The organism is Oerskovia enterophila, from assembly GCF_044748475.1.
GTDB classification, from domain to species: domain Bacteria; phylum Actinomycetota; class Actinomycetes; order Actinomycetales; family Cellulomonadaceae; genus Oerskovia; species Oerskovia enterophila.
The window spans coordinates 564,135-578,423 of record NZ_JBIVFZ010000004.1 but is presented as its reverse complement, the minus strand read 5'-3'; the positions used below and the strand labels follow the sequence as shown (position 1 = coordinate 578,423).

Here is a 14,289-nt window from a genome sequence, read left to right as displayed (position 1 = left end):
CGCCGCCGACGGTGAGTGTCAAGGAGCCGTCGTCACCGTAGGTGAGGTCCTTTCCGAGAAGAGGGAGTCAGGACGCTGCGGGTGCCGTGTCGACGGTGACCTTGTGCAGTTCCCCGGTGAAGCGGAACGGGACGTCGTAGTCGCGCACGACCGGGGTACCGGAGTCCTCGCCGATGTCGAGCGTCTCGTCGGCGGAGATGCGGACCGGGATCGTCTGGTCGACGCGTCCACGGGCGACCTCGGTGCCGTCGACCGTCAGGACGGCCATGCCGCCGCTGCCGGGATCCCCGCCGTCGTAGCCGAAGTCGAGGACCACCTCGTGGTCGCCGGGGACGAGGGCGTCCGCACCCGAGACCGTGTACTTGTGCTCCGGATAGTGCGACCGCGCGTAGGAGAAGGTGGGGCGGCCGTCGAGGAGGTAGAGCGCGTTGCCGCCGAACCAGCCGCCCTGGGTCATCAGCATGCCCTCGGCCCCACCGTCTGGAACGGAGATCCTGGCGGTGATGCGGTACGAGGTGTTCTTCATGTTCGGTGCGAGGCCCTCGGTGATCCTGCTCGTACCGGGGTAGTACGTGTAGAAGGTGCGTCCGGCGCCGTGCCGGGGGCGGTTCTCCGGGCGGAGCCTTTCGATGTACCGGTCGTCGAGCGGCAGCACCTGGTTCTTGCGCGCCTCGTCGAGGAAGACCTGGCGCAGCTCGTCGAGCTTGTCCGGGTGGTCGTGAGCCAGGTTCCTGGACTGCGTGAAGTCCTCGTCGAGGTTGTACAGCTCCCACTCGTACTCGTCGAACGGATCGGCCGTCGACTCGCCCATCCCCACCCAGGGCAGGCGCTTCGGGGCGGTGTTCGCCATCCACCCCTCGTGGTAGACCCCCTGGTTCGCGATCACCTCGAAGTACTGGGTCGTGTGCGTCTCGGGCGCCCCCTCGTCGTCGAACGCGGGCACGAGGCTCGTGCCGTTCAGCGGGACCTGCTCGAAGCCGTTGATCACCGCTGGCATCGGGATGCCAGCGGCCTCCAGGATCGTCGGGACGATGTCGGTGATGTGGGTGAACTGGCTCCGCAGCCCACCCTCGTCGCCGATGCGCGCGGGCCACGACACGACCATGGAGGTGCGTGAGCCACCCAGGTGGGAGGCGATCTTCTTGTCCCACTGGTACGGCGAGTTCATCGCATGCGCCCAGCCGTGCGAGAACAGGTTCTGGAACCACCGCCCCCCGAACTCGTCGATGTTGTCGACCATGAACGCCTCGTCGTCGACCAGCCCGTTCGCCAGGACGCCGATCTCGCTCGTGAGCCCGTGGCCCGTCGGGTCCTCCGCGCTCGACCCGTTGTCGCCCTGGATATAGATGATCAGGGTGTTGTCCAGCTCGCCCAGCTCGTCGATCGCGTCGACAACGCGCCCGATCTGGTGGTCGCAGTGCGCCAGGGCCGCGGCGTAGCACTCCATCTGCCGCGCGCACACACGCTTCATGTCGTCCGAGAGGTCGTCCCACCGGCGGTAGTGCTCGGGCGTCGGGTTCAGCACCGCGTCCGCCGGGATCACGCCCAATCTCTTCTGCTGCTCGAACGTGCGGACACGCTGCTCGTCCCACCCGTGATCGAACTGTCCGCGGAACCTGTCGATCCACTCCTGGGGCGCGTGGTGCGGGGCGTGCGCGGTACCAGGCGTGTAGTAGGCGAAGAACGGCTTCTCGGGGTCGACGGCCTTCTGGGTACGGATCCAGGTCACGGCGTGATCAGCGAGGTCGGCGTCCAGGTGGTAGTCGTCCTCGCGACCCAGGTACGGGTCGACCGGCTTGGTCCCCTCGAACACGGCAGGCCGGAACTGGTGCGCGTCGGCACCCAGGAACCCGTAGAAGTACTCGAAGCCGAGCCCCGTCGGCCACAGGGTGAACGGTCCCGCCGGGGTCGTCAGCCAGTCCGGGACGTTGTGGTTCTTGCCGAACCAGGCCGTCCCGTAGCCGTTCTGCGTCAGGATCTCCCCGATCGTGCCCACGCTGCGGGACACGATGGAGTGGTACCCGGGGAACGGCGTCGAGAACTCCATGATGATGCCTGTCGAGGCGACGTGGTGGTTGCGACCCGTGATCAGGGCCGCCCGCGAGGGTGAGCACAGCGCCGTGGTGTGGAACCGGTTGTAGCGCAGCCCCTGCTCGGCCAGCCGCGTGTACGTCGGCGTCGGGATCGGACCTCCGAAGACCTCGCTCGCGCCGAAACCGACGTCGTCCGTCATGACCACGAGCACGTTCGGGGCGCCCGAGGGCGCTGAGACCTCCTCCGGCCACTCGACCGGGTCGGACCCTCCCACGGTCCGGTCGACGTGCCCCACCTCCTGGAAGGGCTCGATCGGCAGACGCGTCCTGTCAGGCCAGCTTCCACGGTCACCCATGCCGCTCATTCAAACCCAACTCGAAGCAGCCTTCGACTCGAACGGGGTGGGAACGGACGGACGCCTCGGCACGAGCCCCGGGCCTCACGGCGACGCGAGCGGGGCCTCCCGGAGCAGAGCGAGATCCCGCCGGGCGTAGCGCAGGTGCGCCCACTCCTCCTCCAGGATCACGCGCACGCAGTCCCCGACGCTGGGGTGCCAGTCACCGCCGCCCCACGGGTCGTCGCGTTCCTCCGCGAGCAGCTCCGGGGTGGCCGAGGCCAGGAACGCCGTGACCTGCCCCTGCCGCTCGGCCCGCACCGCGAGGATCTCCTCGTACGTCGGTGTGTCCGTGCGGAAGATCGACATGTCGAAGCCCATCTCGCCGGCGCCGGTGAAGATCTGCCCGATCTCGTGGAACGGTTGCTCGATCCGCAGGATCCCACCGCGGAGCCAGGCGTCCGTCGCCAGGACGAGGTGGCGCAGAGTCTGGGCCAGCGACCACTCGTCCTCCACGTGGGCGTCCACCAGGTCCGGGGGTGTGCCTTCCACCGTCTCCTGCCACGCGGACTGCACGGCGACCCACCCCTCGCGCAGCCCCTCGACCGTCTGCGACTTCTGCAGCTCGCGGCCCGGGAACTGCCGGTTGAGCTCGGCGTCCACGTACGGCACCACGTCGACCCCGTTGACGATCAGGCTGCCGAAGAACAGGTCATGGCTGTCGACGTCGAGCCCGTCCAGGTCGACGCCGCGCATCCTCACGCCGCTGACGTCGGAGAACCGCAGGGTGGCGCCCTTGAAGCTGGCCCTGACGAAGGTCGCGCCCTCGAACTCCTTCGTCCCGGAATAGGTCGTCATTCCTCCACCATGACCGACCTCGGGCGGTCCTGCCCGGCGACGATCAGGTCACCCCACGACCAGCCGCAACCGGTTCTCCCCGACCCGCACCGTGACCTCCTGGCCCCACGACGCGACGAGCCGGTCCGACTCGACGCCGTCGCCGAACACCACGAGCTGGTCCGACTCGACCGTGAGCCGGAGCTCGCCGCCCGCGTCGAGGAGCCCCTCGGTCAGGTCCGCTCCCGTCGCGGGTGACGGCCACGCCTCGCGCACGAACCATGCGAGTGCCGGGTCGGTGGGGCCGGGGAGCCGGCGTCCGCCGCGCTCGCGAGCGATCGATGCGCACCACCCCGTGGCCCCGGCCCCCGTCGCGACGATGACCCCTGACGAGGACTGGCGCTCGTTCCTGACGGATCCGCGGGCCACGCCTCGACCGCCGGACGCGTCGCCCGGACCGTCCGCCGCGATCCGGTAGCGCGCCGACTGGTGCGACGGGTGACCGACGAAGACCTCGTTGAGCGCGGTGAGGACCTGACCGTCATCGAGCGACGCCCGGACCGTGGTGAGGTCCTCGGTCCGCAGCCCGAGCACGTGGCTCGTGGCGCCGTCGTCGGGCCCGCTGGGCGCGTGCCCGCCCGTCCCGCGCCCGCCCGCCTCGTGAGCCGCCGTCGCTGCTCGCGTCGCGCGGCCCGCGCGCTGCAGGAGCCCGACGGCCGTCGGGACGTCGAGCCGGACGAGCGCGCCCGCGTTGGTCCCCGGCTCGGGGTCGACCCCCAGCACGGGCTGGTCCGTGAGGTACTTGGCGACGTTCGCGACCAGGCCGTCCTGCCCGACCACGACCACGACGTCCTCGGGGGCCATGAGGAACCGGCCGAGGTCGGCCCGCTCGACGTCGGCACGACGCCACTCCTCGGGGATCGCGGCGGCGACCCGGGTTCGCGCCGCGGTCACGGTGTCGTGCCGCTCCTGGACCGCGGCAAGGGTGCGGCCGCGCGAGCGGAGGAAGAACTCGGCCTGCCCGCGGGTCGCGTGCCGGTCGAGCAGCTCGTCGAGCTCGGTCCGTCGGTGCACGACGACGGCCCGCCGCTGGAGGGGCACGTCAGGCTCCCCGGGGGGCAGGGGCCACGGGGGCCCCCGCGCCCGCGCCGGCGGCCGAACCCGCTCCCGTGAGCGCGGCGAGCGCCCCGCTGAGGAGGTCGGGCGTGATGGTCAGGCTGCCGATCTTGGGCAGGGCCCCGGCGAGGTCGCGCATCGCCACGGCCAGGATGGTCGACTGGTCCATTCCCTCGTAGACGTCCATGACGGTCCGGAACTTCGCGTTGTTCGCCTCGCCGATCCGGCGGATCTCCTCGGCCTGCGCGAGCGAGGTCAGGTCGCGCCGCTCGGCCGCGGCCCGGGCCTCGACGAGGGCGGCCGCCGCCGCCTCCTCGGCCTCGCGCCGCGCGTTGGCCCCCTCCTGCGCGACGAGCTGCTCGCGCCGCGTCGCGAGCTCGATCCGGCTCGCGAGCTCGTTCTCCGAGATGGTGCGCTCGCGCTCGACCGCGAGCGCCCGCCGCTCGTACGTCGACCGGTCGGCCTCGGCCTGGACGTGCTCGCGCAGCGGGGTCTGCAGGGCGCGCTCGACGTCGCCGTCGGGACGGACTGCGAGCACGTGGACCCCCAGGACCTCGATGCCGGTCGACGCGAGCCGGGCGTCCGTCCCCAGCGCCTCGACGAGCTGGGCCCGGACCTGGCTCACGCCCTGCTCGAGCGCGGTCGTGAGCGGCACGGCTGCGAGGTGGTCGATCGCGTGGCTCTGCGCGAGCTGGCCGATGATCGTCGCGACCTGGTCGCGGCCCGTCGTCGTGGCGGCGCCCGAGTCGGGGTCGATCCCGAAGTCGAGGCGCTGCGAGACGACCGCCGGGTCGGCGAAGCGGTAGGTCACGTTGACCTGGACCGTGACGTCCTGGTGGTCGCGCGTCGTGGCGTGGAAGAGGACAGGCAGCTCCTGGTCGTCGACCGGCACCTCGCTGAGCACCGACGTGCCTGGCCGGAACCAGAACGCCTGGCCGATCCCGCGGTGCGCGACCCGCCCCGCCTTGAGGTGGATCACGGCGCCCGTGGGGCTGCCGAGGAAGTGGCGCAGCCAGGGGTAGCGCTTGATGGTGGCCATGGGAGGCTCCGTCCGTCGTCGTTGTTTATGTCACATTGACGATAAGCCTCGACCGTCTTTAGCGTCAACCTGACGATAAGCGGGTAAGGTGGGGAGCATGAGCCCTCGCGAGACGCCCGCGTCACCCGCGGCAGCCGCGCCGCCCTCCGCCGCCCGGATCCCCGTCACGGTCGACGTCGTCGCGCTCACGGTCCGGGACGCGACGCTCCAGGTGCTCCTCGTGACCCGGCTGCTCGACCCGTTCCGCGACCGGCTCGCCCTGCCCGGCGGGTTCGTCCTGCCCGCCGAGACGCTGCCGCAGGCCGCAGCCCGCGAGCTCGCCGAGGAGACGGGCGTCGCGGTCCCCGGGCACCTCGAGCAGCTGCGCACCTACGGTCCGCTCGACCGGGACCCCCGCGGCCCTGTGCTCTCGGTCGCGCACCTGCTGCTCGCGCCCACCTACGGCCTGCCGGCCGCGGGCAGCGACGCCGCGCAGGTCGGCTGGTACCCCGTGGACGAGGCGCTCGCGGACGGCGCCGGCCTCGCGTTCGACCACCACCGGATCCTGCGCGACGGTGTCGAGCGCGCCCGCGCCAAGCTCGAGTACTCGACGCTCGCGACGGCCTTCTGCGGCCCCGAGTTCACGATCGCCCAGCTCCGTGCGGTCTACGAGGCCGTGTGGGGCACGCGCCTCGACCCCCGCAACTTCCATCGCAAGGCCGTCGGGACCCCGGGGTTCCTCGTCGAGACGGGGGAGTCGACCTCGGGCGGGACGGGCCGGCCCGCCGCGCTCTACCGGCTCGCGCCCGAGGCGGAGCGGGCCGCCGGGGCGCGTGACGTCGTCGGGAAGGACGAGGTCCCTGCGTCGGTGCCCGCCGTGCTCAACCCGCCCCTCATGCGGCCCGCCGGGTGACCGGCTACCGCGCGCCCGCCTCCCCGGGGCCCTCCGCCGGCTCCCGCGACCCCGCGGAGTAGAGGTCGGCGAGGCGGCGCAGCAGGTCGCGCAGCTCGGGCGGGTCGAGCACCTCGAACGGGGTGTCGATCGTCGCGAGGAAGCCCGCGACGTCGATCAGCGAGTCCGAGCCGGTCTCCAGGACGCACGTGCCGTCGTCGGACCCCGTGAGGATGCCTGCGGTCGCGGTGACGCGCGCGGCGATCTCCGTGGCGGGCGCGAGGAAGCGGATGCGCGGCCGATGACGCCAGGCGGTCGACCCGACGCCCCGCACGACGTGCTGGGCCACGTCGGGCTCGGGCGGCTCGCGCGGCGTGAACCGCGGACCGCCCGGGGTCCGCGGGCTCATGCGGTCGGCGCGGAACGTCCGCCAGTCCTCGCGCGCGGTGTCCCACGCGAGCAGGTACCAGCGGCGGCCCGTGTAGACGAGGCGGTGCGGCTCGACGTCGCGCAGGGTCGCCAGGCCGTCGCGCCCGACGTAGTCGAAGCGCACGCGCTCGCTGCGGCTGATCGCGGTCGAGACCGCGGTGAGGACCTCGGCGTCGACCGTCGGGCCGCCCGCCGCTGCCGACACGGTCGCGCGGCGCAGCGCGTCGACGCGGTGGCGCAACCGCGACGGGAGCGACCGCTCGAGCTTGGCCAGCGCCCGCACCGACGTCTCCTCGATGCCCGTGACCGAACCGGCGGCCGCGGCCTGGAGGCCCACGGCGACCGCGACGGCCTCGTCGTCGTCGAGCAGGAGCGGCGGAAGCTCGGAGCCCGCCGCGAGGCGGTAGCCGCCCGCGGTCCCGGTGCGGGATCGCACCTCGTAGCCCAGCAGGCGCAGGCGTTCGACGTCGTTGCGCACCGTGCGCGTCGTGACGTCGAGGCGCGCCGCGAGGTCCGCACCCGACCACTCTCGCCGCACCTGGAGCAGCGACAGCAGCCGCAGGAGCCGCACCGAGGTATCCAGCATTCCTCGAGTCTCGCAGCGATTGAGGAACCGCACGTTCCACAAGGGTCTCTAGCGTGGGAGGCATCAGCACGAACCGTTGCTGGACCGCACCAGACGAGGAGCCCGACGATGAGCGACACGACCCGCACGACCCCGAGCGCGACCACCGCACGCACCGCTGCCACGACCCCGCGCGGCCTGACGACCGTGAGCTTCTGGTCCGACGACGTCCCGGCCGCGGTCGCCTGGTACACCGAGGTGTTCGGCGTCGGCCCGTACTACGTCATGCCGCCCGCGCCGGCCCCGGCCGCGTACGTCGAGTTCCGGGTGGGCGACTACCAGCACGAGCTCGGCATCATCGACCGTTCGTACGCGCCCGCGGGCGCCGCGACGCAGCCCGGCGGGGCGGTCGTCTACTGGCACGTCGACGACGTCGCGGCGACCTACGAGCGACTGCTCGCGCTGGGCGGGACCGAGTACCAGCCCGTGACCCCGCAGGGCGACGGCGGGTTCGTGACCGCGGCCGTCGTGGACCCGTTCGGCAACGTGCTCGGCGTCATGGAGAACCCGCACTACCTCGCGGTCCTGGAGGGGCGCGAGGGGTGAGGAGGATCGGCTGTGCAGTGTCCGGATGGCGAGCCGGAACCGCCCATCCGGCCCGCTCCACGCAGCCCCCACAGACCCTTTTCGAAGGGCCTTCGAACGCCAGATGAACACCAGGTGAACAGTCGTCGAAGACTCGCCGACTTGGTTCATTCCCCCGTCGAGCACCATTCACCATGGAGTACGTGACCGAGACGATCCTGCTCGCGCTCGTGGTAGTGACGGCCCTGGCCTTCGACTTCACGAACGGCTTCCACGACACCGGCAACGCGATGGCCACGTCCATCGCTACACGTGCCCTCAAGCCCAAGACCGCCGTCGCGCTGTCTGCAGTCCTCAACCTCGTCGGGGCGTTCCTGTCCCTGGCCGTGGCGGCGACCATCGCCAAGGGGATCGTGGACGCGAACATCATCACCCTCGAGGTGGTGCTCGCCGGTCTGGTGGGTGGTATCACCTGGAACCTGCTGACCTGGTTGCTGGGTATCCCGTCGAGCTCCTCGCACGCCCTCATCGGCGGCGTCGTGGGCTCGGTCCTGGCTGCGGTCGGGACGAGCGGGGTCCTGTGGACCGGCGTCCTGTCCAAGGTGATGATCCCGGCGCTGCTCGCGCCCGTGATCGCGATCGGGGTGGCCGCGCTCGGCACCTTCCTGGTCGCGCGCATCACCAAGGACCTGCCGCAGGACACGACGAGCCGCGGCTTCCGCTGGGGCCAGATCGGGTCCGCATCGCTGGTCTCGCTCGCGCACGGCACCAACGACGCACAGAAGTCGATGGGCATCATCCTGCTCGCGCTCATCGCGGGCGGCGCGGTCCCGGCCGACTCGGGCGTCCCGTTCTGGGTGGTCCTCGCCTGCGCGACCTTCATGGCCCTGGGTACCTACCTGGGCGGCTGGCGCGTCATCCGCACGCTCGGCAAGGGCCTCGTCGAGATCGACTCGCGCCAGGGCATGGCCGCCGAGACGTCCTCGGCCGCGGTCATCCTCCTCTCGAGCCACTTCGGCTTCTCGCTCTCGACGACCCACGTCGCGACGGGCTCGATCCTCGGGTCCGGCGTCGGCATGCCGGGCGCGAAGGTCCGCTGGGGCGTCGCGGGCAAGATGCTCGCCGCCTGGGGCCTGACGCTCCCCGCCGCCGGCCTGGTCGGAGCGTTCTGCTTCTGGCTCCAGGACGTCATCGGCGGCGTCGGCGGGACCGTCGCGGTCTTCACGCTCCTCATCGGCGTCTCGGCCGCGATCTGGATCGCCTCGCGCCGCAAGCCGATCTCTGCGGACAACGTCAACGACGAGTGGGACGGCGACGAGACGCCGGCCGCCGTGGTCGACGCCGCCGAGACCTTCACCGTCGTCGCCGCCGAGGCGACGGCCGAGGCAGAGGCCACGGTCGCCGCAGCCCCGACCACCACCCGTCGCGAGGGAGTCCCCGCATGAGCGAGTTCATCCAGTTCGACGCGCTGCTCCAGGTCGTCGTCGCCGGTGCGATCGTCGGTGCGGGGTTGCCCGCTCTGTTCGCGCTGGGCGTCCGCCTGCTCGCCCCCGCGGGAGGCGCCGCGCTCGCGGTGGAGGGTGCGCCGTCGGGCACGGACGCCGCCGGCCCGACGACGGCACGCCCCACGGGCGTCCGTCTCGCCGCAGCCGTGCTGTGCTTCGGGACCGTGCTGGCCGCGTGCGCGGTGGGCATCTGGTTCCTGGCCTCCGGCGGGCACTAGCAGCGCCACCATTCCCTGACGCGCAGGAGGCCGTCCCGTCGTCATGACGGGGCGGCCTCCTGCGTCGTGAGGTCAGGCCGTGCCGAGGAGGCGGGCCGCGATGTGGCGGGGATATACCACGTTCGTCCTGCAATGTCCGTCATATCGCCCTCTACGGCGGGATAATGCGCGGTTCTGTGACAGAGGGCACATCGAACTCGCGTCATGCCGGAGGGTTTGCGAGGTCTCCTGAGTAGGAAGTTGGACGACCGTCCACGAAACACCAGGAGAGTGTCATGAGTACCCCCTTCAGGGTTCGCAGCCGAGCGGCCTCCCCGTTCCAGCGAACCGTCGCCGCGGCGACGTCCGCGCTCCTCGCCCTGACGGGAGCCGTCGCCCTCGGGGCCGGGCCGCTGGCCGCACCCGCCGCGGCGGCACAGTCACCGATGTGCCCGGCGCCGGGACTGGAACCGCCCGTGCACATCGGCACCCCTGTCTTCACCGACAACAACGTCGCGGTGTGGACGGGGGGCGACTACACCGCGCAGTACACGGCGGCGGAGTCCGAAGGGGTCCTCGTCGTCGATGGTCGGGCCACGTTCGATGCGCCGGGCAACTTCAGCATCGGTGCGGTGGGAGCCGGGTCGCAGATCGCGCCGGCCGATGGTTCGACCATGCTCCACGTCGGCGGCGACATGACGATCGCGGCAGGCACTGGCCTCACTGTTGGATCGACTCAGCCCAACGGGGGCGGTGTGGAGGTCGGCGGTACTCTCACTGCCGACGGGACACTGAGCACCACGGGCACCGTCTCGGCTGCACCGATCGTCACCGGGGTGGGCGCAGCTACAGCACTGTCGCCGTGGAACGACTACCGCTCGATCGTCGACGACGCCTCGGCGACGATCGCGTCGTGGGGCGGGACGTCAGTCACCCGGTCGGGTGAGCAGCTGACGTTCACAGGCTCGGGGGCGAGCGACCCACAGGTGTTCACGCTCTCCGCCGCCGAGCTCAACGGCGCTAGGGACTACAGCTTCGTCGGCATCCCCGACGGCGTGGCGATCGCCATCAACGTGACCGGGACGGACCCCGTCGACATCGCTCCCAACGCCTGGGCAGGGAACGGCTACACCCCGCTCAACTGGGCCGACTCGCGCAACCCGCAGTTCGGGCTCTGGTCCGCGCGGATCCTGTGGAACTTTGCCGAAACCCCGTCGCTGACGATCGGTCGGGGTGACCAGTTCATGGGTTCGATCCTTGCTCCCCGGGCGGATGCCACGATCGCCACGAGCACCAACGGTCGCGTCCTCGTCGGCGGGGACCTCACGTTCGGGGCGTCGAACGTCCCGGGCGGCCTGGAGATGCACAACTACCCGTGGATCGGCCCCGGCCCCTTCGCGTGCCGAGACGCCTCCGGGGCGACGTTCTCCGTCGCGAAGAGCGTGACCGGCAGCGGCGCGGACGCCGTGCCGGCCGGGACCACGTTCGAGGTCGACTACTCCTACGTCCTGGACGGCACGACCATCACGGGCACCCTCGACGTCCTCGCGGACGGCACCGCGGTCCCGGGTCCGCAGGGCCTGCCCGAAGGCACGGTCGTCACGCTGTCCGAGCCTCGACTGCCCACGGTCCCCGGTGTCCAGTGGGGAACGCCCACGTTCGAGCCGAGCAGCCCGGTCACGCTGGGCGCGGGCGGTACCGTCGCGGTCCGCCTCACGAACACCGCGAACCTGGTCGACGCCCCGGCCGGCGGGTTCTCCGTCGCCAAGGAGCTGCTCGGTTCCGCGGCCGGACAGGTGCCCGAGGGCACCGAGTTCACGGTCGCCTACGCCTACGAGCTCGACGGCCAGACCCAGCGTGGCACCCTGACGGTGCTCGCTGACGGGACGTTCGTCGACGGTCCGCAGAACCTTCCCGTCGGGACGGTCGTGACCTTCACCGAGATCGACCTGCCCGACGTGGCCGGCGTGGTGTGGGGTGCGCCGACGTTCAGCCCGGAGTCCGTCACGATCAGCGACGGTGTCGACGCCCAGGTCACGGTGACCAACACCGCGGCCCCCGTGGTCGTCCGCGTGGGTGGCTTCTCGCTCCAGAAGGCCGTCACGGGTGAGGCCGCCGACCTGGTGCCGGGCGGCACCGAGTTCACGGTCGCGTACTCGTACGAGCTCGCGGGCGCCCCCGTGACGGGCACGCTCGTCGTGACGGCCGACGGTACGGTCGTGAACGGCCCGCAGAACCTGCCCGCGGGGACCGTGGTCTCGTTCGACGAGGTCTCGCTTCCCGACATCGACGGTGTGGTGTGGGGCGCTCCGGTGTTCAGCCCGGACACCCTGACCGTCGCGGCGGACGAGAACCCCACGATCGTCCTGACCAACACCGCGACCGATGCGCCCGCGGGTGGGTTCTCGGTACAGAAGGTCGTGACCGGTGAGGCGTCCGGCCTGGTGCCGGGCGGCACCGAGTTCACGGTGTCGTACTCCTACGCGCTGGACGGGGTGCCGACGTCGGGCACGCTGAGCGTCCTCGCCGACGGCACGGTCGTCGACGGCCCGCAGAACCTGCCGGTCGGGACCGTCGTGACGTTCGCTGAGGTCTCGCTCCCGGCCATCGACGGCGTGGTGTGGGGTGCGCCGACGTTCAGCCCCGCGACCGTGACGATCGTCGACGACGTCAACGCCGAGGTCACGGTGACGAACACCGCGACCGACGTCCCGGCGGGTGGCTTCTCGCTGCGCAAGACCGTCACCGGTACGGCGTCGGGACTGGTCCCCGCAGGTACCGAGTTCACGGTCACCTACTCCTACCAGCTGGACGGCGTGCCCACCTCGGGCACGGCGACCGTCCTCGCGGACGGCACGGTCGTGAACGGCCCGCAGAACCTGCCGGTGGGGACCGAGGTCACGTTCGGTGAGATCGACCTGCCGACCATCGACGGTGTGGTCTGGGGTGCTCCGGCGTTCAGCCCGGCGACCGTGACCATCGCGGACGACGTCGATGCCCAGGTGACCGTCACCAACACGGCCGATGCGGTCGTCGTCCCCGTGGGCGGGTTCTCGCTCCGGAAGGTCGTCGAGGGCGCGGCGAGCGGTCTGGTCCCGGCGGGCACCGAGTTCACGGTCGAGTACTCCTACGAGATCGACGGGACCCCCACGAGCAGCCGGCTGACGATCCTCGCGGACGGCACGGTCGTGAACGGTCCGCAGAACCTGCTGGCCGGCACCGTCCTGACGTTCGAGGAGGTCGCGCTGCCGGAGATCCCTGGCGTGAGCTGGGGGACCGCGATCTTCAGCCCGGAGTCCGTCACGATCGGGGACGGCACCAGTCCCGAGGTCACGCTGACGAACCGTGCCGACCTGGTCGTGGGTGGCTTCTCGCTCCAGAAGGTCGTCACGGGCGAGGCCGCTGACCTCGTGCCCGAAGGCACCGAGTTCACGGTCACGTACTCCTACGAGCTGGACGGGGTGCCGACGTCGGGCACGTCGACCGTCCTCGCGGACGGAACGGTCGTGGACGGCCCGCAGAACCTGCCCTTCGGGACGGTCGTCACGTTCGACGAGCTCGACCTGCCGTCGATCGACGGCGTCGTGTGGGGCGCCCCGGTGTTCAGCCCCGAGACGCTCGCGATCGGCGACGGCAGCAACCCGACGGTCACGCTGACCAACACCGCGACCGACGCCCCGGCCGGTGGGTTCTCGCTCCAGAAGGCCGTCACGGGTGAAGCCTCCGGCCTGGTGCCGGGCGGCACCGAGTTCACGGTGTCGTACTCCTACGAGCTGGGTGGCGTGCCGACGTCGAGCACGTTGACCGTCCTCGCGGACGGCACGGTCGTGAACGGCCCGCAGAACCTGCCGGTCGGGACCGTCGTGACGTTCGAGGAGATCGACCTGCCGTCGATCGACGGCGTGGTGTGGGGCGCCCCGGCGTTCAGTCCGGCCTCGGTCACGATCGAGGACGACGTCACCACGGAGGTGACCCTGACGAACACCGCGACCGACGAGCCCGCCGGCGGCTTCTCGCTGCGCAAGGTCGTCGAGGGTGCGGCCTCGGGGGCCGTGCCCGCGGGCACCGAGTTCACGGTCACCTACTCCTACGAGCTGGACGGCGTGCCCACCTCGGGCACCTCGACCGTCCTCGCGGACGGCACGGTCGTGAACGGCCCGCAGAACCTGCCGGTCGGCACCGTCGTGACGTTCGGGGAGGTCGACCTGCCCGAGCTCTCGGGCGTGGTGTGGGGCGCCCCGGCCTTCAGCCCGGCCTCGGTCACGGTCGCGGACGGCACGTCCGCGGTGGTCACGGTGACCAACACGGCCGACGTCGTGGCGGCCCAGGTCGGCAGCTTCTCGATCCTCAAGAAGATCGAGGGCCCGAACGCCGCCAAGGTCCCCGCGGACACCGAGTTCACGGTGACCTTCTCCGGGACCGTGAACGGTGAGCACCAGGAGGGCACGCTGACGGTCCGCGCCGACGGCACGGTCGTCGATGGTCCGGCGAACCTCCCGGCCGGGACGGTCGTCGAGCTCGAGGAGACGAGCCTGCCGAAGATCGACGGCGTGAGCTGGGGGACCCCGGCCTTCACGGTCGACGGTGAGAAGGTCTCGTCGATCACGATCGGTGCCGGACAGGTCGTCGAGGTGACGCTCACCAACACCGCGGGCAGCGGGCTGGCCGTCACCGGTACGGGGGCACTGGGGATCGCCGCGGCGGCCCTGCTGCTCCTCGGGGGAGGTGCCGTGCTCCTGGTGGGTGCGCGCCGCCGTCGGGCCTGAGCGCCTGACGG

The 14,289-nt window shown here is 71.5% G+C and carries 10 protein-coding genes; 5 read left to right on the top strand and 5 right to left on the bottom strand.

The annotated features are described in order from the left end of the window. Positions 1 to 67: 67 nt before the first annotated feature. The 4 genes from ACIPWA_RS15430 to ACIPWA_RS15415 form a co-directional block, all read right to left on the bottom strand. Positions 68 to 2,389, bottom strand: coding sequence for an arylsulfatase (locus ACIPWA_RS15430; protein ID WP_400291424.1), 2,322 nt, complete (start codon positions 2,387 to 2,389; stop codon positions 68 to 70). Positions 2,390 to 2,473: 84 nt separating this feature from the next. Beyond that, complete coding sequence (locus ACIPWA_RS15425; protein ID WP_400291422.1) at positions 2,474 to 3,226, bottom strand: DinB family protein; 753 nt, start codon at positions 3,224 to 3,226, stop codon at positions 2,474 to 2,476. A gap of 48 nt (positions 3,227 to 3,274) precedes the next feature. Beyond that, positions 3,275 to 4,306: a diacylglycerol kinase catalytic domain-containing protein gene (locus ACIPWA_RS15420; protein WP_400291420.1), complete on the bottom strand. Its 1,032-nt coding sequence runs from the start codon at positions 4,304 to 4,306 to the stop codon at positions 3,275 to 3,277. A 1-nt stretch (position 4,307) separates the two neighbouring features. Next, positions 4,308 to 5,360, bottom strand: a complete 1,053-nt coding sequence (locus ACIPWA_RS15415) for an SPFH domain-containing protein (RefSeq protein WP_400291418.1) — start codon at positions 5,358 to 5,360, stop codon at positions 4,308 to 4,310. A 97-nt stretch (positions 5,361 to 5,457) separates the two neighbouring features. On the opposite strand from ACIPWA_RS15415, the gene ACIPWA_RS15410 reads away from it, so the two are divergent. Then, positions 5,458 to 6,252 carry an NUDIX hydrolase gene (locus tag ACIPWA_RS15410; RefSeq protein WP_400291416.1) on the top strand — a complete coding sequence of 265 codons (795 nt, stop codon included), beginning with the start codon at positions 5,458 to 5,460 and terminating at the stop codon, positions 6,250 to 6,252. Between the two features lie 4 nt (positions 6,253 to 6,256). On the opposite strand, the gene ACIPWA_RS15405 is transcribed toward ACIPWA_RS15410, so the two are convergent. Beyond that, entirely contained in the window at positions 6,257 to 7,246 is a 990-nt protein-coding gene (locus tag ACIPWA_RS15405; RefSeq protein WP_400291414.1) for a helix-turn-helix transcriptional regulator, read from the bottom strand. 108 nt (positions 7,247 to 7,354) lie between these two features. On the opposite strand from ACIPWA_RS15405, the gene ACIPWA_RS15400 reads away from it, so the two are divergent. From ACIPWA_RS15400 to ACIPWA_RS15385, 4 genes are all read left to right on the top strand, one after another. Beyond that, the gene (locus ACIPWA_RS15400) at positions 7,355 to 7,831 is read left to right on the top strand and encodes a VOC family protein (RefSeq protein ID WP_354510522.1); all 477 of its coding nucleotides are present in this window, start codon (positions 7,355 to 7,357) and stop codon (positions 7,829 to 7,831) included. A gap of 173 nt (positions 7,832 to 8,004) precedes the next feature. Continuing rightward, entirely contained in the window at positions 8,005 to 9,255 is a 1,251-nt protein-coding gene (locus tag ACIPWA_RS15395) for an inorganic phosphate transporter (protein WP_082618509.1), read from the top strand. Continuing rightward, on the top strand, positions 9,252 to 9,533 hold the full coding sequence (locus ACIPWA_RS15390) for a hypothetical protein (protein ID WP_354510518.1): 282 nt from the start codon (positions 9,252 to 9,254) through the stop codon (positions 9,531 to 9,533). Before ACIPWA_RS15395 ends, ACIPWA_RS15390 begins: the two co-directional genes overlap by 4 nt. A 275-nt stretch (positions 9,534 to 9,808) precedes the next feature. Next, complete coding sequence (locus tag ACIPWA_RS15385; protein ID WP_400291410.1) at positions 9,809 to 14,278, top strand: DUF5979 domain-containing protein; 4,470 nt, start codon at positions 9,809 to 9,811, stop codon at positions 14,276 to 14,278. Positions 14,279 to 14,289 lie beyond the last annotated feature (11 nt).